Source organism: Citrobacter sp. Cb080, from assembly GCF_030334745.1.
Taxonomy (GTDB): Bacteria; Pseudomonadota; Gammaproteobacteria; order Enterobacterales; family Enterobacteriaceae; genus Citrobacter; species Citrobacter braakii.
In genome coordinates, this window is record NZ_JAOWDG010000078.1 from 63760 (window position 1) to 87671 (window position 23912).

General features: G+C 52.2%; 20 protein-coding genes, 1 tRNA gene and 1 pseudogene. 7 read left to right on the forward strand and 15 right to left on the reverse strand.

Going from position 1 to position 23912, the window contains the following annotated elements; translation table 11 throughout:
- Positions 1–26 precede the first annotated feature (26 nt).
- The 5 genes from wzzE to trxA all read right to left on the reverse strand — a co-directional run bounded on the left by wzzE (position 27) and on the right by trxA (position 4355).
- Positions 27–1073, reverse strand: a complete 1047-nt coding sequence (wzzE, locus tag OGV38_RS17500) for an ECA polysaccharide chain length modulation protein (protein WP_104651950.1) — start codon at positions 1071–1073, stop codon at positions 27–29.
- Positions 1074–1085: 12 nt separating this feature from the next.
- Positions 1086–2189, reverse strand: a complete 1104-nt coding sequence (gene wecA / locus OGV38_RS17505) for a UDP-N-acetylglucosamine--undecaprenyl-phosphate N-acetylglucosaminephosphotransferase (protein WP_286474203.1) — start codon at positions 2187–2189, stop codon at positions 1086–1088.
- Between the two features lie 239 nt (positions 2190–2428).
- Positions 2429–3688, reverse strand: a complete 1260-nt coding sequence (gene rho, locus OGV38_RS17510) for a transcription termination factor Rho (RefSeq protein WP_002437993.1) — start codon at positions 3686–3688, stop codon at positions 2429–2431.
- Positions 3689–3775: 87 nt separating this feature from the next.
- Positions 3776–3895 carry a rho operon leader peptide gene (locus tag OGV38_RS17515; protein WP_049259789.1) on the reverse strand — a complete coding sequence of 40 codons (120 nt, stop codon included), beginning with the start codon at positions 3893–3895 and terminating at the stop codon, positions 3776–3778.
- Positions 3896–4025: 130 nt separating this feature from the next.
- Positions 4026–4355 (reverse strand): thioredoxin TrxA, encoded by a 330-nt coding sequence (gene trxA / locus OGV38_RS17520; RefSeq protein ID WP_001280776.1) that lies wholly within the window; start codon positions 4353–4355, stop codon positions 4026–4028.
- Between the two features lie 143 nt (positions 4356–4498).
- Here trxA and rhlB point away from each other — a divergent pair, with 143 nt between their 5' ends.
- Both rhlB and gppA read left to right on the forward strand, forming a co-directional pair.
- Positions 4499–5767, forward strand: a complete 1269-nt coding sequence (gene rhlB, locus OGV38_RS17525; protein WP_003829013.1) for an ATP-dependent RNA helicase RhlB — start codon at positions 4499–4501, stop codon at positions 5765–5767.
- An 8-nt stretch (positions 5768–5775) separates the two neighbouring features.
- Positions 5776–7260: a guanosine-5'-triphosphate,3'-diphosphate diphosphatase gene (gene gppA / locus OGV38_RS17530; protein ID WP_286474206.1), complete on the forward strand. Its 1485-nt coding sequence runs from the start codon at positions 5776–5778 to the stop codon at positions 7258–7260.
- A gap of 47 nt (positions 7261–7307) precedes the next feature.
- Here gppA and rep read toward each other — a convergent pair whose 3' ends face one another.
- Complete coding sequence (rep, locus tag OGV38_RS17535) at positions 7308–9329, reverse strand: DNA helicase Rep (RefSeq protein WP_016157836.1); 2022 nt, start codon at positions 9327–9329, stop codon at positions 7308–7310.
- Positions 9330–9474: 145 nt separating this feature from the next.
- On the opposite strand from rep, the gene ppiC reads away from it, so the two are divergent.
- A complete protein-coding gene (gene ppiC / locus OGV38_RS17540) occupies positions 9475–9756 on the forward strand; it encodes a peptidylprolyl isomerase PpiC (protein WP_016155104.1) in 282 nt (93 codons plus the stop codon).
- A 53-nt stretch (positions 9757–9809) separates the two neighbouring features.
- Here the strand turns inward: ppiC and ilvC are convergent, their stop codons facing one another.
- On the reverse strand, positions 9810–11285 hold the full coding sequence (gene ilvC / locus OGV38_RS17545) for a ketol-acid reductoisomerase (protein WP_016157835.1): 1476 nt from the start codon (positions 11283–11285) through the stop codon (positions 9810–9812).
- 152 nt (positions 11286–11437) lie between these two features.
- On the opposite strand from ilvC, the gene ilvY reads away from it, so the two are divergent.
- Positions 11438–12340 carry an HTH-type transcriptional activator IlvY gene (gene ilvY, locus OGV38_RS17550; RefSeq protein ID WP_016155102.1) on the forward strand — a complete coding sequence of 301 codons (903 nt, stop codon included), beginning with the start codon at positions 11438–11440 and terminating at the stop codon, positions 12338–12340.
- Between the two features lie 175 nt (positions 12341–12515).
- Positions 12516–13709, forward strand: a complete 1194-nt coding sequence (fabV, locus tag OGV38_RS17555) for an enoyl-ACP reductase FabV (protein WP_049270475.1) — start codon at positions 12516–12518, stop codon at positions 13707–13709.
- A gap of 63 nt (positions 13710–13772) precedes the next feature.
- Here the strand turns inward: fabV and ilvA are convergent, their stop codons facing one another.
- The 6 genes and pseudogenes from ilvA to ilvL all read right to left on the reverse strand — a co-directional run bounded on the left by ilvA (position 13773) and on the right by ilvL (position 20421).
- Positions 13773–15317, reverse strand: a complete 1545-nt coding sequence (ilvA, locus tag OGV38_RS17560; protein WP_016157833.1) for a threonine ammonia-lyase, biosynthetic — start codon at positions 15315–15317, stop codon at positions 13773–13775.
- Positions 15318–15322: 5 nt separating this feature from the next.
- The gene (ilvD, locus tag OGV38_RS17565) at positions 15323–17173 is read right to left on the reverse strand and encodes a dihydroxy-acid dehydratase (RefSeq protein ID WP_286474209.1); all 1851 of its coding nucleotides are present in this window, start codon (positions 17171–17173) and stop codon (positions 15323–15325) included.
- A gap of 156 nt (positions 17174–17329) precedes the next feature.
- A complete protein-coding gene (locus tag OGV38_RS17570; RefSeq protein ID WP_003829030.1) occupies positions 17330–18259 on the reverse strand; it encodes a branched-chain amino acid transaminase in 930 nt (309 codons plus the stop codon).
- 17 nt (positions 18260–18276) lie between these two features.
- Complete coding sequence (gene ilvM / locus OGV38_RS17575; protein ID WP_003018017.1) at positions 18277–18540, reverse strand: acetolactate synthase 2 small subunit; 264 nt, start codon at positions 18538–18540, stop codon at positions 18277–18279.
- Positions 18537–20183: pseudogene (gene ilvG, locus OGV38_RS17580) on the reverse strand (acetolactate synthase 2 catalytic subunit). Before ilvG ends, ilvM begins: the two are co-directional and overlap by 4 nt.
- Positions 20184–20322: 139 nt before the next feature.
- Positions 20323–20421, reverse strand: a complete 99-nt coding sequence (ilvL, locus tag OGV38_RS17585) for an ilv operon leader peptide (RefSeq protein ID WP_001311244.1) — start codon at positions 20419–20421, stop codon at positions 20323–20325.
- 353 nt (positions 20422–20774) lie between these two features.
- Here ilvL and OGV38_RS17590 point away from each other — a divergent pair, with 353 nt between their 5' ends.
- Positions 20775–22295, forward strand: coding sequence for a YifB family Mg chelatase-like AAA ATPase (locus tag OGV38_RS17590; protein ID WP_286474213.1), 1521 nt, complete (start codon positions 20775–20777; stop codon positions 22293–22295).
- Between the two features lie 25 nt (positions 22296–22320).
- On the opposite strand, the gene maoP is transcribed toward OGV38_RS17590, so the two are convergent.
- Entirely contained in the window at positions 22321–22659 is a 339-nt protein-coding gene (gene maoP / locus OGV38_RS17595; protein WP_003018025.1) for a macrodomain Ori organization protein MaoP, read from the reverse strand.
- Between the two features lie 106 nt (positions 22660–22765).
- Between maoP and hdfR the strand changes: the two genes are divergently transcribed.
- The gene (gene hdfR, locus OGV38_RS17600; protein ID WP_286474216.1) at positions 22766–23611 is read left to right on the forward strand and encodes an HTH-type transcriptional regulator HdfR; all 846 of its coding nucleotides are present in this window, start codon (positions 22766–22768) and stop codon (positions 23609–23611) included.
- Between the two features lie 100 nt (positions 23612–23711).
- Here the strand turns inward: hdfR and OGV38_RS17605 are convergent.
- Positions 23712–23787 (reverse strand) — tRNA-Trp (locus tag OGV38_RS17605).
- Positions 23788–23912: the final 125 nt, after the last annotated feature.

Genomic DNA, 23912 nt, shown 5'->3' on the forward strand with positions numbered 1-23912 from the left:
CCCAGCCCCTCACTGCAACGGCATTGCTAAATCGTACGGCGACGGGTTAACGCGACACCAGCACCGATCAGAGCCCCAACGATACCCCACATAATCATCAGGAAGGCGCGACGAGGGCTGTCACGTTTTACCGGCTCTTCCGGCGTTCTCAAATAACGATAGGTCTGAAAACGCGGATCTAAAGTTGGTCCAACGTTCAGGGTGTTCAGCATTGCCCTGTTCTGGAAATAGTCCAGATCGAAATCCGGACCAATTGACTGCAGATTCTCGAGTCGCGCCTGCAACATAGGACGTCCGAGTAAGAACAATTCTGAATCCGGTAATTCATCAGCTGGAACATCTGTGGAAGTACGCGAAATATTATGCTGCTCAGCAATTTTAAGCGCTTGTTCAATGCTGTGGACGCGGCGAGAGAAAATGGATTTTGCCACTTCTTCCTGACGTTTGACCTGCGCTTTCATCTGCACAGTGCGTGCGGCCCATGCGCCTTTTAACTCATCATTCAGATGACGTGCCGCGCGTTGGCTGGCAAACGCGACGTACTGGCGCAGCAAATTGTTGGCATCAGGAGCCGTCTCGGCAATCAGCTTCACGCTGTCATTGGTATTACGTAGCGCATCGCCAGGTAAAAACTGAATGTTATTGATCAGTTCATCCAGCATCGCCGCATCGGCTTTACTATTACCGACCATACGCTGCTTATAGTAATCAGTCTGCTGCCAGAATTCTCGGCGTGTATCCCAGGAGGCAAGCTGCATAATGAATTCTTTATAGGCCTCATCCATTACTGACGGTTGGTCCGTGGACGCAAGACTGGCCTTAATATCCAGGTTGCGTAAAAACTGTTGTTGAGAGTAAAAGCCACCCAACATATTGACCGTTGGCCTGTCAGTAATCGCCGTGGCGCTCCACTCCTGACGCGCAAAAAACGTATAGGCGAGGGCCGCTATCGCGAAGGCGAGAGCCATACCGACGATCCACACCTTCCCTGCCCACAAGGTACGAAACAACCCACGGATATCCAGTTCATTTTCAGCGCTCACGGCGTCTTCCCCCGGTAATGGTTGTCTCATCGCATCCTCAATTTACTTGGTTAAGTTTGGTTTGCCTTCACGAATTCTTCGCAATCTGCGCTTCACTCGCTTGATAAATCTCGCTACCTTCCAGGCACGCTTGATACAGTAACCGTAGAGGCCAAAGGCCAGTAAAAAAAGCAACAACATGGCCCATTCAGGGACTAAGCGAAAATATTCAGCCAACACGCCGATAGACGCCAGTACCGCCGCAGCCAGCGTAATCAGAACAAATGCTTGTCGGGAAGTAAACCCTGCCCGCATCACCAAATGATGTATGTGTTGACGATCCGCGGAGAAAGGGCTCATGCCTTTTCGCAAACGTCGGTACATGATTGCCACCATATCCATCAATGGAATGGCAATAATCCACAGTGCAGTTACCGGGCTAATGGGGTGAGTTTTGCCCTGCGTAGTCTCCAGCAGGATCCAAATAATGATGAAGCCAATCAGTGTACTGCCCGCGTCACCCATAAAAACTTTATAGCGACGTCCAAGGATGCCCAGATTTAGCAGGATATAAGGCAGAATGGCGGCGATCATGGCAAAACACCAGATAGCCAGACTCGTCTGACCATCAAACCACAAAATGAATCCCATCGCCGCAAATGAAACGCTGGACAACCCACCTAGCAGACCATCAATCCCATCCACCATATTGAAGGCGTTTATTGCCGCCCAGACGGCAAACAGTGTGAGTAAATAGCCGAACGGACCGAGCACCATCTCCCAGGGGCCAAAAATATACCCAAGGCTAAGAAGATAGAGTTTGCCAACCGACATCATAATAATGCCGATCGCGGCCTGGATAATCGCACGGATTTTTACACTGATATCAAAGCGATCGTCTAACGCGCCGACCAAAACTAATACACCAGCACAGGCCAGAAAGAGAGAAGCATGCGGGATGTAGTAGTCAGCAATGGCAAACGTAAAACATACACCTGCGTAAGCCGAAATCCCTCCAACCAACGGAATCAATCCCTGATGCCGTTTACGGAAGTTGGGTTTATCCACTAAACCAATCTTTTTTGCGACCTTGCGGGCAAAGAAAAGAAACAGTGTTGTGAATAAGAAAATACTGATGAGATCAGTGCTTACTGTCAGTAAATTCACAATGCATGCTCTCAGAGAATATTAATAGCAGAAGTATAACCACGAAGACCTATATTCAGAAGGGAAACCCAACTTCATACCCAATGGTTTTGTATAATTATCAACCACAAGAAACAGATTACGAATCTTTTTCTACTTGTTGGTACTTCATACCGTATTATCGTTATTGTGTCGTTAAGATTACAGCCACAAAAGCAAAACGCCACGTAAAAACGTGGCGTTTTCGGATGAGACCTGAATTACGAACGCTTCATCATGTCGAAGAAGTCGTCATTAGTCTTGGTCATCGCCAGCTTGTTAATGAGGAATTCCATGGCATCAATTTCACCCATCGGATGGATGATTTTGCGCAGGATCCACATTTTCTGCAGCTCTTCCTGGGTGGTGAGCAGCTCTTCTTTACGGGTACCGGAACGGTTGTAGTCGATAGCCGGGAAGACGCGTTTTTCAGCAATCTTACGAGAGAGATGCAGTTCCATGTTGCCGGTACCTTTAAACTCTTCGTAGATAACTTCATCCATTTTAGAGCCAGTATCGATCAGCGCAGTCGCGATGATGGTCAGGCTACCGCCCTCTTCCACGTTACGCGCCGCACCGAAGAAACGCTTCGGACGATGCAAGGCGTTGGCATCAACACCACCGGTCAAAACTTTACCGGAAGCCGGAACCACGGTGTTGTAAGCACGCGCCAGACGGGTGATGGAATCGAGCAGAATGATAACGTCTTTCTTGTGTTCAACCAGACGTTTCGCCTTCTCGATAACCATTTCCGCAACCTGAACGTGGCGGGAGGCTGGTTCGTCAAAGGTAGACGCAACCACTTCACCTTTCACCAGACGCTGCATCTCGGTAACTTCTTCCGGACGTTCGTCAATCAGCAGCACCATCAGCACGCAGTCCGGATGGTTATAAGCAATGCTCTGCGCGATGTTCTGCAGCAGCATGGTTTTACCTGCTTTCGGCGGAGCAACAATCAGACCACGTTGGCCACGACCGATCGGTGATGCCAGATCCAGTACACGCGCCGTTAAGTCTTCAGTAGAACCGTTACCACGTTCCATACGCAGACGAGAGTTTGCGTGCAGCGGTGTTAAGTTCTCAAAGAGGATTTTGTTACGGGCGTTTTCTGGTTTGTCGTAGTTAACTTCGTTAACTTTCAACAGCGCAAAGTAGCGTTCACCTTCTTTCGGCGGGCGAATCTTACCAGAGATGGTATCACCAGTGCGGAGGTTGAAACGGCGGATTTGGCTGGGAGAAACGTAGATGTCATCAGGACCGGCGAGGTAGGAGCTGTCTGCAGAGCGGAGGAAACCAAATCCATCCTGCAATATCTCCAGCACACCGTCACCAAAGATATCTTCGCCACTCTTTGCGTGCTGCTTCAGGATGGCAAAAATAATGTCCTGCTTGCGCATACGAGCCAGGTTTTCAAGGCCCATATTTTCGCCGAGAGTGATCAGCTCAGAAACCGGCGTATTCTTTAATTCGGTAAGATTCATAATGGTGTGAGTTCTTAAACTTGGGGTAAATCTCGAACTTAATGTTGTGAATGGTATGGCAGGGTCATCCATGCCTGTTTACGGCCATCAACTCATGTCTGTTCGCTGTCTGGTCACAGGAAAGTACGCAGAACTGAAACGACAAGACGGATTGAGTGACAAGCCAGGAATCTGTCCACTTCTCGCGCGAGAAACAACGGGAAGTATTGGATATAACTAGATTCAAACTTAATAAGGTATGTTTAATACGAAGTCAACACTAACTTAGCACGACTCAAGTCGGGCGTCCAGTCATCCGAATCATTTCGAAGTATGGTCGCCCGATCATGAGACTTCCTTACGCTAAATTAGCGTCGAGGAATTCTTTCAACTGACCTTTGGATAGTGCGCCGACTTTAGTCGCCGCAACTTCGCCGTTTTTAAACAGCAGCAGGGTCGGGATGCCACGGATACCATACTTCGGCGCGGTGCCTGGGTTTTGGTCAATGTTCAGTTTAGCAACCGTCAATTTGCCCTGATATTCGTCAGCGATTTCATCCAGAATTGGAGCGATCATTTTGCACGGACCGCACCACTCTGCCCAGAAATCAACGAGGATAGCTCCGTCCGCTTTGAGTACATCCGTGTCAAAACTGTCGTCAGTCAGGTGAATAATTTTATCGCTCATATTAACTCCACAGGAATAAGCCTGGTGCGTTGGTGTACTCTTAATCAACGACGTGTTGATGTAGCATTAACCAACTAAAGGTTGACTTTATTTCACCGGATACGCTTTCGTAAAGCAATAGTAAGCTGATATTCTACCACACTATGAGCAAAACACATTTAACAGAACAGAAGTTTTCCGACTTCGCCCTGCACCCAAAGGTGATAGAAGCCCTTGAAAATAAAGGCTTTCATAACTGCACGCCCATTCAGGCCCTCGCGCTGCCGCTAACGCTGGCAGGTCGTGATGTTGCAGGGCAGGCGCAAACCGGTACCGGAAAAACGATGGCGTTCCTGACGTCAACGTTTCATTATCTTCTCTCTCATCCCGCGATTGCCGATCGCAAGGTGAACCAACCGCGTGCGTTAATTATGGCGCCAACGCGTGAGTTAGCCGTGCAGATCCACGCTGACGCCGAGCCGCTGGCACAGACCACCGGTTTGAAATTAGGCCTGGCTTATGGCGGCGACGGTTATGACAAACAGCTGAAAGTGCTGGAAAGCGGCGTCGATATTCTTATCGGCACGACCGGTCGTCTCATCGACTATGCAAAACAGAACCACATTAACCTGGGCGCGATTCAGGTCGTGGTGCTGGATGAAGCCGATCGTATGTACGATCTGGGTTTTATCAAAGATATCCGTTGGCTGTTCCGTCGTATGCCGCCAACCACCCAACGTCTGAACATGCTGTTTTCTGCAACCCTCTCTTACCGCGTTCGCGAACTGGCGTTCGAACAGATGAATAACGCCGAGTACGTTGAAGTCGAACCGGAACAGAAGACAGGTCACCGTATTAAAGAAGAGCTCTTCTATCCTTCCAACGAAGAGAAAATGCGTTTACTGCAAACGCTGATTGAAGAAGAGTGGCCAGATCGCGCCATCGTCTTTGCTAACACCAAGCATCGTTGTGAAGATATCTGGGGTAGCCTTGCCGCTGACGGTCATCGCGTCGGTCTGTTGACCGGTGACGTGGCGCAGAAAAAACGTCTGCGTATCCTTGATGAGTTCACCCGTGGCGATCTCGACATTCTCGTTGCGACGGATGTCGCCGCGCGTGGTCTGCATATCCCAGCCGTAACGCACGTATTTAACTATGACCTGCCGGATGACTGTGAAGATTACGTTCACCGTATCGGTCGTACCGGTCGCGCCGGAGCAAGCGGTCACTCTATCAGCCTGGCGTGTGAAGAATATGCGCTGAATTTACCAGCAATCGAGACCTATATCGGTCACTCGATCCCGGTCAGCAAGTACAACCCGGATGCACTGATGACCGATCTGCCGAAGCCGTTACGCTTAACGCGTCCGCGCACAGGCAATGGCCCACGCCGTACCGGTGGTGCTCCGCGTAATCGTCGTCGTTCAGGTTAACGTTAGATATGCTCACAACCACTTCGCTGTACGCCGCAATTGATTTAGGCTCGAATAGTTTTCATATGCTGGTTGTACGCGAGGTGGCGGGAAGCATTCAGACGCTCACGCGTATTAAACGCAAGGTGCGTCTGGCCGCTGGCCTCAACAGCGACAACGTTCTTTCCGCTGAAGCTATGGAGCGCGGCTGGCAATGCCTGCGCCTGTTTGCTGAACGCCTGCAGGATATCCCTCAGCCGCAAATCCGCGTGGTCGCCACGGCAACATTACGCATCGCGGTAAACGCCGATGAGTTTATCGCCAAAGCGCAAGAGATCCTCGGCTGTCCTGTCCAGGTCATCAGCGGCGAAGAAGAAGCGCGGCTGATTTATCAAGGTGTTGCCCACACCACCGGCGGTGCCGATCAGCGTCTTGTCGTTGATATTGGCGGTGCCAGCACTGAACTGGTTACCGGCTCCGGCGCGCAAACCACCTCTCTGTTCAGCCTGTCAATAGGCTGCGTCACCTGGCTCGAAAGGTATTTCACCAATCGTAATCTGGCACAGGAAAACTTTGACGAAGCAGAGAAAGCGGCTCGCGAAGTTCTGCGCCCAGTCGCCGACAAACTGCGTTTTCATGGCTGGAAAGTTTGCGTTGGTGCCTCTGGCACCGTCCAGGCGTTACAGGAAATCATGATGGCGCAAGGCATGGATGAGCGCATTACGTTGGCCAAGCTTCAGCAGCTTAAACAGCGCGCCATTCATTGTGGTCGTCTGGAAGAGCTGGAAATAGAAGGGTTAACGCTGGAACGCGCACTGGTTTTTCCCAGCGGACTGGCCATTCTAATCGCCATTTTCACCGAACTGAATATTCAATGCATGACTCTGGCCGGCGGCGCACTACGCGAAGGTCTGGTCTACGGCATGCTGCACTTGCCAGTTGATCAGGACATTCGCAGCCGTACGCTGCGTAATATTCAGCGTCGATTTATGGTCGACACCGATCAGGCGAATCGCGTCACGCAATTGGCTGTACATTTACTCGAACAGGTGAAAGATGAGTGGCATCTTGAAGCCATTAGTCGTGAACTGCTGCAAAGTGCCTGTCAGTTGCATGAAATAGGACTGAGCGTAGAGTATAAGCAGGCGCCGCTGCATGCCGCCTGGCTGGTACGTAATCTCGATCTCCCGGGCTTTACTCCCGCGCAGAAAAAACTGTTAGCCACGCTGTTGCTCAACCAAACTAATCCGGTCGATCTCTCTTCACTCCACCAGCAAAACGCTGTGCCACCACGCATCGCAGAGCACCTTTGCCGTTTGCTACGCCTGGCGATCATTTTCGCCGCTCGCCGTCGCGACGATTTAGTGCCACATATCACCCTGCAAGCTCAGGATGAGAATCTGACGTTAACGCTACCGGAAGGCTGGCTGGAACATCATCCATTAGGTACAGAGTTAATCGATCAGGAAATACAGTGGCAAAGCTATGTCCACTGGCCGCTGGAAGTGCATTAGATGCTGGCTGCCGGATAGCGCTTACGCTTATCCGGCCTACAAAATACCTATTTCTCTTTGGCTTTCGCCATCATTGCCCGAATGTTAGCAATGCTGGCCTGCCCTTTTTGCATCCGCTCCTCGGCACTCACCACTTTACGCTCCTGTTCCCAGATAACGTCATCTTGTGGTAGTTCCAACAGGAAACGGCTCGGTTCAGGTCGTACCAGTTCACCGTACTGACGGCGCTCTTTACACAGCGTGAAGATAAGTTCTTTCTGCGCACGCGTAATCCCGACGTAAGCCAGACGACGCTCTTCGTCGATGTTATCTTCATCAATGCTGCTCTGGTGCGGCAAAAATCCTTCTTCCATTCCCACCATAAATACGTAAGGGAACTCCAGTCCTTTTGAAGCATGCAGCGTCATCAACTGCACCTGATCCAACTCCTCTTCGCTCTCTCCGCGCTCCATCATGTCGCGCAGGGTAAAGCGGGTAACGACCTGAGTCAGGGTCATTGGCTCTTCCAGCTCACTACCTTCCAGCATCTCCGTCATCCAACTGAACAGCGTGTTGACGTTTTTCATACGCATTTCGGCCGCTTTCGGGCTCGGCGAGGTTTCATACAGCCAGGATTCGTAATCAATGCCGTGGATCAGATCGCGTACGGCGGCAACCGGCTCGCGCTCCGCCAGACGTTGAATTTCACCCAGCCAGTGCGTAAAGCGGGTCAGAGAATCATATCCGCGCCCGGTTAGCGTCTGGCTAAGTCCCATATCAAAGCTAGCGGTAAACAGGCTTTTATTACGCGTCATCGCCCATTCCCCCAGCTTTTGCAGCGTGGCCGGACCGATTTCACGCTTAGGGGTGTTTACGATGCGCAAAAATGCACTGTCATCATCCGGGTTGCTGAGCACGCGCAGATAGGCCAGCAAATCTTTAATCTCCGGACGCGAGAAGAACGACGTCCCGCCGGAAATTTTGTACGGGATGCGGTTCTGCATCAGAAACTTTTCGAACACTCGCGACTGATGATTACCGCGATACAGGATGGCGTAGTCTTTATACTGCGTCTTGTTCACAAAGTGATGGGCTATCAGTTCCCCGGTCACGCGTTCTGCTTCGTGCTCTTCATTATTCGCACTCAAAACCTTCAGCTCAGCGCCGTAGCCCAGCTCAGAAAAGAGCCGTTTTTCAAAGACGTGTGGGTTGTTAGCAATAAGGATGTTCGCCGCCTTCAGGATACGCCCTGATGAGCGATAGTTTTGCTCCAGCTTCACCACCTGCAGCGCCGGAAAATCTTTGCTTAACAGTACCAGGTTCTGCGGACGTGCACCGCGCCAGGAGTAGATCGACTGATCGTCATCACCCACGACGGTAAAGCGCGCGCGTTTCCCCACCAGCAACTTCACCAACTCGTACTGGCTGGTGTTGGTATCCTGATATTCATCCACCAGCAGGTAGCGGATTCGATTTTGCCAACGCTCACGTACTTCTTCATTGCGCTGCAACAGCAGCGTGGGGAGCAGGATCAGATCGTCAAAATCAAGGACGTTACACGCCTTCATATGCGCGTCATACAGACCATAGCAGTGGGCAAAAATACGATCGCGTTCACCCTTTGCACTGGCTGCCGCCTGCGCTGGGGTCATCAGATCGTTTTTCCAGTTGGAGATCGTTGAAATCAATTGTTGAAGGATAAGCTTATCGTCTTCAATTAGCCCTTCTGTCAATTCCTTAAGCAGGGCCACCTGGTCAGTATCATCAAACAACGAGAAGTTCGACTTCATCCCCAGCGCGGCGTATTCACGCTTAATGACATCCAGTCCCAGAGTGTGGAAAGTAGAGATCATCAACCCGCGCGCTTCTTTACGACCCAACGTTTGCGCCACACGCTCTTTCATCTCGCGCGCAGCCTTATTGGTAAAGGTTACTGCCGCAATATGTCGTGCCTGATAGCCACATTCACGGATCAGATGTGCGATTTTGTTAGTGATAACACGCGTCTTACCGGAACCCGCTCCCGCCAGCACCAGGCAAGGTCCGGTGACGAATTCGACGGCTTGTTGTTGTCCGGGGTTCAAACGCATAGAGGATTGCTCAATCTGTAAACACGGGGATGTGGATTGTAGCAGAAAGTGACGCCAGGGGGATCGGTCATAGCCCATCGCCGAAGACCACGGATTACATGCTACTATTGCGCCCTGATTTATCACTCAACTCAGAGCGCAAACCATGGCAAAAACAGCATCAGCAGTGCATATCCTTGTTAAAGAAGAGAAACTGGCTCTCGATCTTCTGGAACAAATCAAAAATGGCGCCGATTTTGGTAAACTGGCGAAGAAACACTCTATCTGCCCGTCGGGCAAACGCGGCGGCGATTTAGGCGAATTCCGTCAGGGCCAGATGGTTCCGGCGTTTGATAAAGTGGTGTTCTCCTGCCCGGTGCTGGAGCCAACCGGCCCACTGCACACTCAGTTCGGTTACCACATCATTAAAGTGCTGTACCGTAACTAATAGAAAGCCCGGTGTGTTAAAACACCGGGCTTTTTTTGCCGAAAGGCGGCCTCTTAGCCAGCTACAGCAATACGTTTCATATCCGTCATATAGCCACGCAGTTTCTGGCCAACTTTCTCGATAGCATGGCCGCGAATAGCATCGTTTACGTCGCGCAGCTGCGCGTTGTCTACCGCACCTTCGGCAATCGCTTTGCCCAGATCTCCGGTTTGCAGGGTGGTCATGAACTCTTTCAGCAGCGGTACACACGCGTAAGAGAACAGGTAGTTACCGTATTCTGCGGTATCGGAAATGACAACGTTCATTTCGTACAAGCGCTTACGGGCGATGGTGTTCGCGATCAGCGGCAGTTCGTGCAGTGATTCGTAGTAAGCAGACTCTTCGATGATGCCGGAATCCACCATGGTTTCAAACGCCAGCTCAACGCCAGCCTTCACCATCGCGATCATCAGCACGCCTTTATCGAAGTACTCCTGCTCGCCAATTTTACCTTCAAACTGCGGCGCGGTTTCGAACGCGGTTTTGCCGGTCTCTTCACGCCAGGTCAGCAGTTTCTTATCGTCGTTGGCCCAGTCAGCCATCATACCTGAAGAGAATTCGCCGGAGATGATGTCATCCATGTGTTTCTGGAACAGTGGCGCCATGATCTCTTTCAGCTGTTCGGACAGCGCATAAGCACGCAGTTTCGCTGGGTTAGACAGACGATCCATCATCAGGGTGATACCGCCCTGCTTCAGCGCTTCGGTGATGGTTTCCCAGCCAAACTGAATCAGTTTTTCGGCGTAAGCCGGGTCAGTACCCTCTTCCACCAGCTTGTCGAAGCACAGCAGAGAGCCTGCCTGCAGCATACCGCACAGGATTGTCTGCTCGCCCATCAGGTCAGATTTCACTTCCGCAACGAAGGACGATTCCAGCACGCCTGCACGGTGACCGCCAGTGGCCGCAGCCCATGCTTTGGCAATCGCCATGCCTTCGCCTTTCGGATCGTTTTCCGGGTGAACGGCGATCAGGGTTGGAACACCAAAACCACGTTTGTACTCTTCACGCACTTCGGTACCCGGACACTTCGGCGCAACCATCACCACAGTGATATCTTTACGGATCTGCTCGCCCACTTCGACGATGTTGAAACCGTGAGAGTAGCCCAGCGCCGCGCCGTCTTTCATCAGCGGCTGTACGGAACGTACAACGTCGGAGTGCTGTTTGTCCGGCGTCAGGTTAACCACCAGATCCGCCTGCGGGATCAGCTCTTCGTAGGTACCTACTTTGAAGCCATTTTCGGTCGCTTTGCGCCAGGAAGCTCGCTTCTCAGCAATCGCTTCTTTACGCAGGGCGTAGGAGATATCCAGACCGGAGTCGCGCATGTTCAGGCCTTGGTTAAGCCCCTGAGCACCGCACCCGACGATGACCACTTTTTTACCCTGAAGGTAGCTTGCGCCATCGGCGAATTCGTCGCGACCCATAAAGCGACATTTGCCCAGCTGCGCCAGCTGCTGGCGCAGGTTCAGTGTATTAAAGTAGTTAGCCATGGTGATACCTCGTGATGTTGTACTGTCTTATTGTTCGGTTCGCGTTTCAGCGAGAATGAACCCACATTACAACAGGAAAATTATTGCGGAAATTGATATATTCACAACATCACATTGCAATATCTGCAACGTAGAAAATCGGAGGCTCGTCCGTGGATTTACGCGATCTGAAAATGTTCCTGCATCTGGCGGAAAGCCGCCACTTTGGCCGCAGTGCGCGGGCGATGCACGTCAGCCCCTCCACACTCTCACGCCAGATCCAACGGCTGGAAGAAGATCTCGGCCAGGCGCTGTTTGTGCGCGATAACCGTACGGTCACGCTGACCGAAGCAGGCGAAGAGCTGCGAGTGTTTGCCCAGCAGACGCTGTTGCAGTATCAACAATTGCGCCACACCCTCGATCAACAGGGACCGTCGCTGTCGGGCGAGCTGCATATCTTCTGCTCGGTTACCGCCGCCTACAGCCACCTGCCGCCAATTCTCGACCGCTTTCGCGCCGAGCACCCCTCGGTTGAAATTAAGCTCACCACCGGCGATGCCGCTGACGCAATGGACAAAGTGGTCACCGGAGAGGCCGATCTGGCAATAGCAGGTAAGCCGGAGACGCTGCCCGGCGCAGTAGCATTCTCGATGCTGGAGAATTTAACGGTAGTGTTGATCGCACCAGCATTGCCTTGCCCGGTACGGAATCAGGTTTCGGTCGATAAACCAGACTGGTCGACGGTGCCGTTTATCATGGCCGACCAGGGGCCGGTACGCCGCCGCATCGAGTTGTGGTTCCGCCGTCACAAAATCAGCAACCCATCGATTTACGCCACGGTCGGGGGGCACGAAGCGATGGTCTCGATGGTGGCGCTGGGCTGCGGCGTGGCGCTGCTGCCGGAAGTGGTGCTGGAAAACAGCCCGGAGCCGGTACGGAATCGCGTGATGATTTTAGAACGCAGCGACGAAAAAACGCCGTTCGAGCTGGGTGTCTGCGCGCCGAAAAAACGGCTGCATGAGCCGCTAATCGACGCGTTCTGGAAGATTGTTCTGGAGCGTAAATCCGCCGAGTAGCGCCAGCATCAGGCCTAAAATCAGTGGTAGATTCAGTATTGGCACTCCTTTTCTGTATAATATCCCGTGCCATAATAGATGTGGGGGGCTTGTTAACCATCACGTTTAGCAAGCCAGAACAGACGGTGTCATTGCGCACTTGACAGCGAAAATACAAACTTAATTAGCCATCATTATGATAATCAAACCAAAAATTCGTGGATTCATCTGTACAACGACCCATCCGACTGGCTGCAAAGTCAATGTGGAAAAACAGATCGATTATGTGAAGAAAAACGGGAAAATCGCTAACGGCCCTTCCCGTGTGCTGGTCATCGGTGCTTCCACCGGTTACGGCCTTGCTTCCAGAATTTCCGCCGCGTTTGGCAGCGGAGCCGCCACTATCGGCGTATTTTTCGAAAAACCAGGCACGGAAACCAAGCCAGGTTCCGCGGGCTGGTATAACTCTGCAGCCTTCGATGAGGCCGCAAAACGTGAAGGTCTGTATTCCAAAAGCATCAACGGCGACGCGTTCTCCGACGAGTGTCGCGACGAAGTTATCAAACTGATCAAAGAAGACCTGGGTCAGATTGACCTGGTGGTTTACTCACTGGCATCTCCGGTACGTAAAATGCCGAAAACCGGTGAAATCGTCCGTTCTGCGCTGAAGCCAATCGGTGAGGTTTATACCTCTAAAGCGATCGATACCAACAAAGATCAGATCATAACCGCCAGCATTGAGCCTGCAACCGAAGAAGAAGTTCAGAACACCGTCACCGTTATGGGCGGCGAAGACTGGGAACTGTGGATGGGCGCGCTGAGCGAAGCAGGCGTGCTGGCTGACGGCGTGAAAACCGTTGCCTACTCCTACATCGGTACCGACCTGACCTGGCCAATCTACTGGCACGGCGCGCTGGGCAAAGCAAAAGAAGATCTCGACCGCGCGGCAGGCGCGCTGCGTAATCAACTGGCTCCGCTGAACGGTTCCGCTAACGTTGCTGTACTGAAATCCGTTATCACGCAGGCTTCTTCTGCTATTCCGGTGATGCCGCTGTACATCTCCATGGTCTTCAAGCTGATGAAAGAACAAGGCATTCATGAAGGCTGCATCGAGCAGATCAACCGTCTGATGACCACCAGCCTGTACGGCGATAAAGTGGTGCTTGATGACAACCAGCGTATCCGTATGGATGACTGGGAACTGCGTGAAGACATTCAGCAGGCATGCCGCGATCTGTGGCCGCTGATCACCACCGAAAACCTGGCGCAAAAAACGGACTATGCAGGATATAAGCAGGAATTCCTGAATCTGTTCGGTTTTGGTCTCGACGAAGTGGATTACGATGCGGATGTAAACACCGAAGTCGAATTCGAAGTCATCACGCTGTAATCTGCTGATACAGTTGCAAAAAGGGTTCATGTTTTTACATGAACCCTTTTTTAATGGCTACCGCTAACCCGCCAGGAAGAACCTGAACGCCGGGTTATGCGTTTCATCATGACAGTCATAACCCAGTTCGTTCAGTCGCGTTTCGAAATCAGGTTCGTGCTCACCCAACTCAAACGCCGCCAGTACGCGACCATAATCGGTTCCGTGACTACGATAGTGGAACAACGAAATATTCCAGTGCGTCCCCAGGGTATGCAGGAATTTGAGCAACGCCCCCGGAGATTCCGGGAATTCGAAGCTGTACAGCCGCTCCTGCAAGGGTTTCGACGGGCGCCCACCGACCATGTAGCGCACGTGCAGCTTCGCCATTTCGTCGTCGGACAAATCCACCACGCTGTAGCCGCCCTCGTTAAGCAACTGGAGGATTTCCTTACGCTCTTCCAGCCCACGGCTCAGACGGACGCCAACAAAAATACAGGCGTCTTTCGCATCAGCAAATCGGTAGTTAAACTCGGTAACCGAGCGTCCTCCCAACAGCTGGCAAAACTTCAGGAAGCTGCCCTTTTCTTCCGGAATAGTTACTGCCAGCAACGCTTCGCGCTGTTCGCCCAGCTCGCAACGTTCGGAAACATAACGTAGGCCATGGAAGTTAACGTTAGCGCCGGAAAGGATATGCGCCAGACGTTCGCCGCGAATGTTGTGCTGGGCAATGTACTTTTTCATCCCCGCCAGCGCCAGCGCACCGGAAGGTTCCGCCACCGCGCGCACATCCTCGAACAGATCTTTCATTGCCGCGCAGATAGCGTCGCTATCGACAGTGATGATGTCGTCGAGATACTCCTGGCACAAACGGAAGGTTTCGTCGCCGATACGTTTCACCGCCACGCCTTCAGCAAAGAGGCCAACACGTGGAAGATCGACCGGTTGACCGGCATCCAGCGCCGCTTTCAGGCAGGCTGAGTCTTCAGCTTCAACGGCAATCACTTTGATCTGCGGCATCAGTTGTTTGATCAGCACCGCCACGCCTGCCGCTAATCCGCCACCGCCCACCGGCACGAATACACGATCAAGGTGGGCATCCTGCTGCAATAACTCCAGTGCCAGCGTGCCCTGCCCGGCAATCACCATCGGATGGTCGAACGGAGGAACCCAGGTAAAACCCTGCTGCTGCGACAGCTCAATCGCTTTGGCTTTGGCTTCATCAAAATTCGCGCCGTGTAACAGTACTTCACCACCGAAACCGCGAACGGCATCGACTTTGATATCAGCGGTAGCCGTAGGCATGACAATCAGCGCCTTCACACCTAATCGCGCAGAAGAGAAAGCTACGCCCTGAGCATGATTACCTGCCGATGCGGTGATTACCCCATGCGCTTTTTGCTCTTCGGTCAGACCGGCCATCATGGCATAGGCACCGCGCAGCTTGAAGCTGTGAACGGGTTGACGGTCTTCGCGCTTCACCAGAATCACGTTATCGAGGCGCGAAGATAGTTTTTCCATTTTTTGTAGCGGTGTGACCTGCGCCGCTTCGTATACCGGCGCACGCAGCACTGCTCTGAGATACTCGGCGCCTTCTGGAGCGCCGGAGAGGGGTTGAGAATCCGCCATGGTCATTATCCCCCTAGTTTCGACTTATCGCGCACCGCACCTTTGTCGGCGCTGGTTGCCAGGCTGGCGTAAGCGCGCAGCGCAAAGGAGACCTGACGCTGACGATCTTTTGGCGTCCAGGCTTTGTCACCACGAGCTTCTTGCGCTTCACGGCGCGCAGCGATTTCCGCATCGCTCAGTTGCAGTTGAATGCCACGATTCGGGATATCGATAGCAATCATGTCGCCATCTTCGATAATTGCGATATTACCGCCGCTGGCCGCTTCAGGAGAAACGTGACCAATGGAAAGCCCCGAAGTACCGCCAGAGAAACGACCGTCGGTAATCAGCGCGCAGGCCTTACCGAGACCCATCGATTTCAGGAAGGTGGTTGGGTAGAGCATTTCCTGCATGCCTGGCCCGCCCTTCGGCCCTTCGTAGCGAATCACCACCACGTCGCCGGCAACCACTTTACCGCCGAGGATAGCTTCAACCGCATCGTCCTGGCTTTCATACACTTTGGCCGGGCCGGTGAATTTCAGGATGCTGTCATCCACACCAGCGGTTTTTACGATACAGCCGTTTTCCGCGAAGTTACCGTACAGGACTGCCAGGCCGCCGTCTTTGCTGTAAGCATGTTCCAACGAGCGAATGCAACCTTCTGCGCGGTCATCATCCAGGGTGTCCCAACGACAATCCTGCGAGAACGCCTGGGTGGTACGGATGCCAGCCGGACCTGCGCGGAACATTTTTTTCACCGCATCGTCTTTGGTCAGCATAACGTCATAACTATCGAGCGTTTGCGGCAGAGTCAGTCCCAGCACATTTTTCACGTCGCGGTTCAGTAGACCGGCGCGATCCAGCTCGCCTAAAATGCCCAGTACGCCGCCCGCGCGGTGCACGTCTTCCATATGGTATTTCTGCGTACTCGGCGCAACTTTACACAGCTGCGGGACTTTGCGGGACAACTTATCAATATCACTCATGGTGAAGTCGATTTCCGCTTCCTGCGCGGCCGCCAGCAGGTGCAGAACGGTGTTGGTGGAACCGCCCATCGCGATATCCAGCGTCATGGCGTTCTCAAACGCCGCCTTGCTGGCAATGTTGCGCGGCAGGGCTGAAGCGTCATCCTGCTCGTAGTAGCGTTTGGTCAGCTCAACGATGCGTTTACCTGCGTTGAGAAACAGCTCTTTACGGTCGGCGTGAGTCGCCAACAGCGAACCGTTACCCGGCTGCGACAGACCCAGCGCTTCGGTCAGACAGTTCATCGAGTTGGCGGTGAACATCCCGGAGCACGAGCCGCAGGTCGGACAGGCCGAACGTTCAACCTGCTCGCTCTGCGAGTCGGAGACTTTCGGGTCTGCCCCCTGAATCATCGCATCAACCAGATCAAGCTTGATGATTTGGTCAGAGAGCTTGGTTTTCCCGGCTTCCATTGGGCCGCCGGAAACAAAGATCACCGGAATATTCAGCCGCAGAGAGGCCATTAACATCCCGGGGGTGATTTTATCGCAGTTAGAGATGCAGACCATCGCATCGGCGCAATGGGCGTTAACCATATATTCCACTGAATCGGCGATCAGCTCACGCGACGGCAGTGAATAAAGCATGCCGCCATGACCCATGGCGATACCATCATCCACGGCGATGGTGTTGAACTCTTTCGCCACACCGCCTGAGACTTCGATTTGTTCGGCAACCAGCTTACCGAGATCGCGCAGGTGGACGTGGCCCGGCACAAACTGGGTAAAGGAGTTCACCACAGCGATAATCGGTTTACCGAAGTCATCATCGGTCATCCCGGTGGCGCGCCACAGTGCGCGGGCACCCGCCATATTGCGGCCGTGGGTGGTGGTAGCAGAACGATACTTAGGCATGCTTGATTAACTCCCGTCTGTCTTTCCCCTGCATATTTCACGCCGCAACTGAGGGCTGCCTCGCTCCCCCCAGTCACCTACTAAAGTAAGCTCCTGGGGCTCGCTGCGTTGCCATCTTCCTGCAACGTGAACTATTTTGGGGTAATATTAATTTTGTTATTGATTTACTGAATCCAACCAGCCGTATTTATCTTCCGTTTCACCGGTGAAGAGGCCAAAGAAAGCCTGCTGGATGCGTTTGGTGACCGGACCGCAGCGGCCTTCGCCCACCTGAATACCATCGACGCTGCGTACTGGGGTGATTTCGGCCGCGGTACCGGACATGAACACTTCGTCGGCCAGGTACAGCGATTCACGAGACAGCACCTGCTCACGCACTTCGATATCAAGATCTTTCGCCAGCTTAATGATCGCGTCACGGGTGATACCCGGCAGCGCGGAAGAGGTAAACGGCGGGGTAAACAGAATGCCGTCTTTTACTTCAAACAGGTTTTCGCCCGCGCCTTCGGAGATGTAGCCATTCACATCCAGCGCAATGCCTTCCTGGTAGCCATGACGACGCGCTTCACTACCCACCAGCAGCGAAGACAGATAGTTACCACCTGCTTTAGCAGCGGTAGGAATCGTGTTCGGCGCAACGCGGTTCCAGGAAGAAACCATCGCGTCGATCCCCTGCTCCAGCGCTTCAGCACCGAGGTAAGCCCCCCATGGGAACGCGGCGATTATCACATCAGTGGTGTATCCCGCAGGCGGGTTAACGCCCATCCCTACGTCGCCAACAAACACCAGCGGACGGATATAGGCGCTGGTCAGGTTGTTTTTACGAATCACCTCACGGCAAGCTTCCATCAGCTCATCAACGCTCTGAGAAACGGGAAAACGATAGATCTTGGCTGAATCACGCAGACGCTGCATATGTTCGCGATGACGGAACACTACCGGCCCTTTGTGAGAATCGTAGCAACGGATCCCTTCAAATACAGAAGTACCGTAGTGCAGCGCGTGGGACATCACGTGGACCTTCGCGTCTTCCCAACGAATCATCTCGCCATTAGACCAAATGTAATCAGCTTTTTTCGTCGTCATTTTTCTTCCTTTTGCGCTCAGGCGCGGATTTGTTGTGATGTGGTTGTGCTCTGGCAGATAGCAACATGTGCAACATCTACCAGTTTACTTAACTGACTAAACAGTAAGTCGACCGACCGGGGACTGGCAACGGTCAATTCGATATTTATATTCTGCGCATCGCTGGCGGCTTCCATATTCATGGAGCACACCTGAAAACCACGATGGCGTACCACGCGTAAAACACGTTCTAACGTTTCCGGATTGAAACGAGCCTCAACGGCGACCTGATGTTGCATCATGATAATTTCTCCAGCATTTCTGAGTTACTGGCGCCAGGTGGCACCAGAGGCCAGACATTCTCAAGTTCGTCGATTGAGACATGAAGCAAGTATGGCCCCTCGCTGCTCAGCATGGTGTCGAGTGCCGCTTCAACCTGGTCTTTACGGGTGATGTGTTGACCAGGAATGCCGAAGGCTCTGGCCAACATGAGGAAATCGGGGTTATCGGTAAGGGTGGTTTCGCTATAACGTTCCTGGAAAAACAGCTGCTGCCATTGTCGCACCATGCCTAACCGCTGGTTGTCGAGTAAAACTATCTTCAGCGGCAACTGTTTGCGTTTTACGGTGCCCAATTCCTGTACATTCATCATGAAGGAACCGTCACCGGAGATACAGATTACCGTATCATTCGGGCGAGCAACCTGCGCGCCAACCGCTGCTGGCAGGCCAAAGCCCATCGTCCCCAGACCGCTCGACGTGATGAAATTTTCAGGGCGAGTGTAGGTCATATGCTGTGCCGACCACATCTGATGCTGGCCAACATCCGTTGTCACTACGCTATCCGCAGGTTTGCGATCGGATAACTGCTTTAACAACAGTGGCGCATAGATAGCTTCCCCCGGATGGTCGTAGCGCCAGGTATGTTCTGCGCGCAGTTCAGCGCTGTGCTGACGCCATTCGTCAATCTTCATCAATTGCTGTAATGCTGGCAGCAGAGAATTTAAATCCCCCTGCAGCGCCACGTGTGCCTGGCGCAGTTTGTTCATTTCCGCTGGGTCGATATCCATGTGGATTACGCTGGCGTTCGGTGCGAAGGTATTCAGCTTGCCAGTCACCCGGTCATCAAAACGTGCGCCAACCGCAATCAGTAAATCGCACTCTTGCACCGCGAAATTCGCGGCTTTAGTACCGTGCATTCCCAACATGCCCAAATAGTACGGGTAGTCAGCATCTACTGCGCCCAGACCTTTCAGCGTGCAGGCGACCGGCATTTGGGTTATCGCGATAAATTCACGCAGGGCCGGGACCGCCTGCGCCATACCTACGCCACCACCTACGTACAGGATGGGCTTTTGCGCCTGCGCCAGCATTTTACGTGCCTGCTCAACGTCAGCGTGCGGAAACGTCTCTACGTTTTCGACGGTCGTAAAATATGGCTCCAGCGTACCGCTGGCTAATTAGATGTCTTTCGGGATATCAACCAGAACCGGACCCGGACGACCGGAATTCGCCACGGCGAAAGCCTCAGCCATGATACGCGGCAGCTCTTCGAGTGACTGTACCAGGAAGCTGTGTTTGGTGCAGGACAGAGACATCCCCAGCACGTCCACTTCCTGGAACGCATCTGTTCCGATGAAAGGTGATGCCACCTGACCGGTGATCGCCACCACTGGAACAGAATCTAACAGCGCATCGGCAAGGCCCGTGATCAGGTTGGTTGCGCCAGGGCCGGAGGTAGCGATACAAACGCCGGTTTTACCGGTCGCACGGGCATAGCCAATCGCCGCCATTGCCGCACCCTGCTCGTGTCGGCACAACAGGTGCTCTACGCCGCCGTCATACAACGCATCGTAAACCGGCATAATTGCGCCACCAGGATAACCAAAGACGGTTTGAACCCCTTGTGCACGCAACGCATGTACCACCCACTGTGCCCCATTCATAGTTACATCCCCGCCGTAAATCTTGAGAAACAGAATTTTATGCTACCGTTCACTTTCTGCTCCTCGTGTATGTTTTTAAGGTCAAAAAAAAACCCCGGACCTTTCGGTGCGGGGGTCTTAGTTCGTTAAGGCTTGTTTTCTAAGCCTTTCCTCGTCCAAGTGCAGCCCCGCACGGTGGGATAATAATCACCACCACGCTAATCACGACCAGGCTAATCACTCGTAGAAGGGCTGTCATTTTTGTATTTTCTTGCATCTTGTTCGAAGGAATACCTAAAGAGTTACCATAGAATTTGCAAATGACACAAGATATTTTTTTATTCGTTTTTCTGACGTCGTTAACGGTTTAGATAAATACCGTTGTTTTTTATACAAAAAAATCAAAAATGAAAATATTTCACGCTTCAGGCGATCCTCGGTAACCCGATCCCCAATACAAACACCATTCAAAAGCATTTGCGGGCGTCATTCCAGGCTTAATGCAAGCAGTTATACGTTGCGCAAAAATACGGGAATCAGCATCTAAAAACCGTAATTATATGAAATCTTGCCGCGATGTATTACGACATAATACTTTTATCAGGAGGAATTATGTCACTATCGATTGTTCACACACGCGCCGCGCTAGGCGTGAATGCGCCAGCCATTACCATCGAGGTACATATCAGCAACGGCCTGCCTGGTTTAACCATGGTGGGGCTGCCCGAAACGACGGTGAAAGAGGCTCGCGATCGGGTACGCAGTGCGATTATTAATAGCGGTTATGAATTCCCGGCAAAGAAAATAACTATAAACCTCGCTCCGGCCGATCTCCCGAAAGAAGGGGGGCGATATGATTTACCTATCGCTGTTGCGCTTCTGGCCGCTTCTGAGCAGCTTACACCCCACAATCTCGACACCTACGAGCTGGTAGGTGAATTAGCGCTTACAGGCGCGCTACGCGGCGTTCCCGGCGCGATATCAAGCGCAACCGAGGCCATTCGTGCAGGCAGGCGAATTATTGTCGCAAAAGAGAATGCCGCTGAAGTTGGACTGATACACGGCGAAGGGTGCCTGATCGCCGATCACCTGCAGACCGTATGCGCATTTCTCGAAGGTAAGCATGATTTAGACAGGCCATCATCCGCAGATTTTACGCCTAACGCATTAGCTGATGATCTGAGTGATGTTATCGGCCAGGAACAGGGTAAACGCGGGCTGGAGCTTACCGCAGCAGGCGGCCACAATCTCTTGCTCATCGGCCCGCCGGGTACGGGAAAGACTATGCTAGCCAGTCGACTCAGAGGGCTACTCCCTCCACTTAGCAACAATGAAGCGCTGGAAAGTGCCGCGATACTCAGTCTGATCCATTCCGACACGATACAAAAACAGTGGAAGCAGCGCCCTTTTCGCTCACCACATCACAGTGCTTCATTAACCGCCATGGTCGGTGGAGGCTCTATTCCTGCGCCAGGAGAGATCTCTTTGGCGCACAACGGCATACTGTTTCTGGATGAACTACCCGAGTTTGAGCGGCGCACGCTGGATGCACTGCGCGAACCCATCGAGTCCGGGCAGATCCATCTATCCCGCACCAGAGCAAAAATAACCTATCCCGCACGCTTTCAACTCATAGCTGCGATGAATCCAAGCCCGACGGGCCATTATCAGGGGAACCATAACCGCTGTACCCCAGAACAGACGCTGCGCTACCTAAATCGATTGTCAGGTCCATTTCTTGACCGCTTCGACCTCTCCCTCGAAATTCCCTTACCGCCGCCCGGTATACTCAGCCAGAACGCGATGAAAGGGGAAAATAGCGCAACGGTGAAGCAACGTGTTATGGCAGCGCGAGAGCGTCAGTATCAGCGGCAAAATAAGTTAAACGCACATCTGGACAGTCAGGATATCCATAAATACTGCCTACTGCGTAGCGACGATGCACAGTGGCTTGAAGAAACGCTCGCGCATCTCGGATTGTCTATCCGCGCCTGGCTGCGCCTGATTAAGGTCGCTCGAACGATTGCGGATATCGAACAATGTGATCACATCTCTCGCCAGCATTTACAGGAGGCCGTTGGGTACCGAGCGATAGACAGGTTACTCATTCATCTGCAGAAATTACTGACATAAAAAAAGGGCTTTCGCCCTTTTTTTATTAATCATCAGATTCGGTGTAGTCTTCTGCGCCTTCCACCTGAGGTTTCCCACCCGATAAGGTGTGGAAACGTTTTGGACGCTTAATACGCGTCATGTATTTAGACCACACACGTTCAGCTTCGGTAACCGGCTCACGTTCACCACGGCATACCGCAACAAACAGTTTTTCTTCTTCAGTTACCGGCTCACGCTTGCCCAGATCCAGCTCGTTGAAAGCATAACCGTGACGCTCAAGCAGTTGTGCTTCTTTAATGGTGAAATCACCATGACGGGAGAATCCGCGGGGATAATATTTATTATCGAAATATCGATTAGTCGTCGTAAAGCTTTCCGCCATCCTGCACGCTCCTAATTCTTTGGCCGAGCTATTTATGGCGCGGAGTATTAGTTACGCTTGACAGAGCGTCAAACAAAAGATTTAAATCATAACGACAAATAATTTTATGGAGCGAGTTGTGGATACGGAATTGTTAAAAACTTTCCTGGAAGTTAGCCGGACACGCCACTTTGGCAGGGCTGCTGAAGCGCTCTACCTGACCCAATCAGCGGTTAGTTTCCGGATCAGACAACTGGAAAATCAATTGGGTGTAAACCTGTTCACCCGACACAGAAACAATATCCGTTTAACCGCTGCAGGTGAAAAATTATTGCCTTACGCCGAAACGTTGATGAATACGTGGCAGGCAGCACGTAAGGAAGTCGCGAATACCTCGCGGCATAACGAGTTTTCTATCGGTGCCAGCGCATCTCTCTGGGAGTGCATGCTTAATGACTGGTTGAAGCGTTTGTATCAATCTCAGGAGCCACAATCCAGCCTGCAGTTTGAAGCGAGGATCGCTCAACGCCAATCGTTAGTAAAACAGCTTCATGAACGACAGCTTGATCTACTGATTACTACCGAAACACCCAAAATGGACGAATTTAGCAGCCAACTGTTGGGATATTTCACGCTGGCGCTCTATTGCAGCTCTCCTTCGCAAACCAAAGATGAGCTGAATTATTTACGCCTGGAATGGGGACCCGATTTTCAACAACACGAAGCGGGACTAATAGCGGGAGATGAAGTGCCGGTACTCACCACCAGTTCGGCAGAATTGGCCAGGCAGCAACTTTCAGTGATTAAGGGCTTTAGCTGGCTTCCCGTCAACTGGGCCAAAATCAAAAGCGATCTCCATACGGTTACCGACAGTACAACGCTTTCACGTCCTTTATATGCAGTTTGGCTGCAAAACAGCGATAAAAATGGACTAATTTGCGATCTGCTGAGAACAGATATTCTGGAAAATTAAAGAAAATATAGGCAAGGATGCCGGGAGTAAAACAGCAGGAAGGCATAATTCAAATTGCAGGTAAAAAAAAATCCTTAGCAAAAATGCTAAGGATTGTTTCTGGCAGGGGCGGAGAGACTCGAACTCGCGACACCCGGTTTTGGAGACCGGTGCTCTACCAACTGAGCTACGCCCCTAAATTTTCTTATCATTAAGCCTGCTTGGTAGCAGGCTTAATTTTCTAATAAGTGGCGGAACGGACGGGACTCGAACCCGCGACCCCCTGCGTGACAGGCAGGTATTCTAACCAACTGAACTACCG

Bases quoted from the DNA above. Each gene is read 5' to 3' on its own strand.
- hdfR (WP_286474216.1), top strand. From the start codon at position 22,766: ATGGAGCGAGTTGTGGATACGGAATTGTTAAAAACTTTCCTGGAAGTT.
- rhlB (WP_003829013.1), top strand. From the start codon at position 4,499: ATGAGCAAAACACATTTAACAGAACAGAAGTTTTCCGACTTCGCCCTG.
- ilvC (WP_016157835.1), bottom strand. From the start codon at position 11,285: ATGGCTAACTACTTTAATACACTGAACCTGCGCCAGCAGCTGGCGCAG.
- OGV38_RS17590 (WP_286474213.1), top strand. From the start codon at position 20,775: ATGTCACTATCGATTGTTCACACACGCGCCGCGCTAGGCGTGAATGCG.
- rho (WP_002437993.1), bottom strand. From the start codon at position 3,688: ATGAATCTTACCGAATTAAAGAATACGCCGGTTTCTGAGCTGATCACT.
- ppiC (WP_016155104.1), top strand. From the start codon at position 9,475: ATGGCAAAAACAGCATCAGCAGTGCATATCCTTGTTAAAGAAGAGAAA.
- wzzE (WP_104651950.1), bottom strand. From the start codon at position 1,073: ATGAGACAACCATTACCGGGGGAAGACGCCGTGAGCGCTGAAAATGAA.
- ilvM (WP_003018017.1), bottom strand. From the start codon at position 18,540: ATGATGCAACATCAGGTCGCCGTTGAGGCTCGTTTCAATCCGGAAACG.
- ilvD (WP_286474209.1), bottom strand. From the start codon at position 17,173: ATGCCTAAGTATCGTTCTGCTACCACCACCCACGGCCGCAATATGGCG.
- OGV38_RS17570 (WP_003829030.1), bottom strand. From the start codon at position 18,259: ATGACGACGAAAAAAGCTGATTACATTTGGTCTAATGGCGAGATGATT.
- fabV (WP_049270475.1), top strand. From the start codon at position 12,516: ATGATAATCAAACCAAAAATTCGTGGATTCATCTGTACAACGACCCAT.
- ilvL (WP_001311244.1), bottom strand. From the start codon at position 20,421: ATGACAGCCCTTCTACGAGTGATTAGCCTGGTCGTGATTAGCGTGGTG.
- maoP (WP_003018025.1), bottom strand. From the start codon at position 22,659: ATGGCGGAAAGCTTTACGACGACTAATCGATATTTCGATAATAAATAT.
- rep (WP_016157836.1), bottom strand. From the start codon at position 9,329: ATGCGTTTGAACCCCGGACAACAACAAGCCGTCGAATTCGTCACCGGA.
- ilvA (WP_016157833.1), bottom strand. From the start codon at position 15,317: ATGGCGGATTCTCAACCCCTCTCCGGCGCTCCAGAAGGCGCCGAGTAT.
- gppA (WP_286474206.1), top strand. From the start codon at position 5,776: ATGCTCACAACCACTTCGCTGTACGCCGCAATTGATTTAGGCTCGAAT.
- trxA (WP_001280776.1), bottom strand. From the start codon at position 4,355: ATGAGCGATAAAATTATTCACCTGACTGACGACAGTTTTGACACGGAT.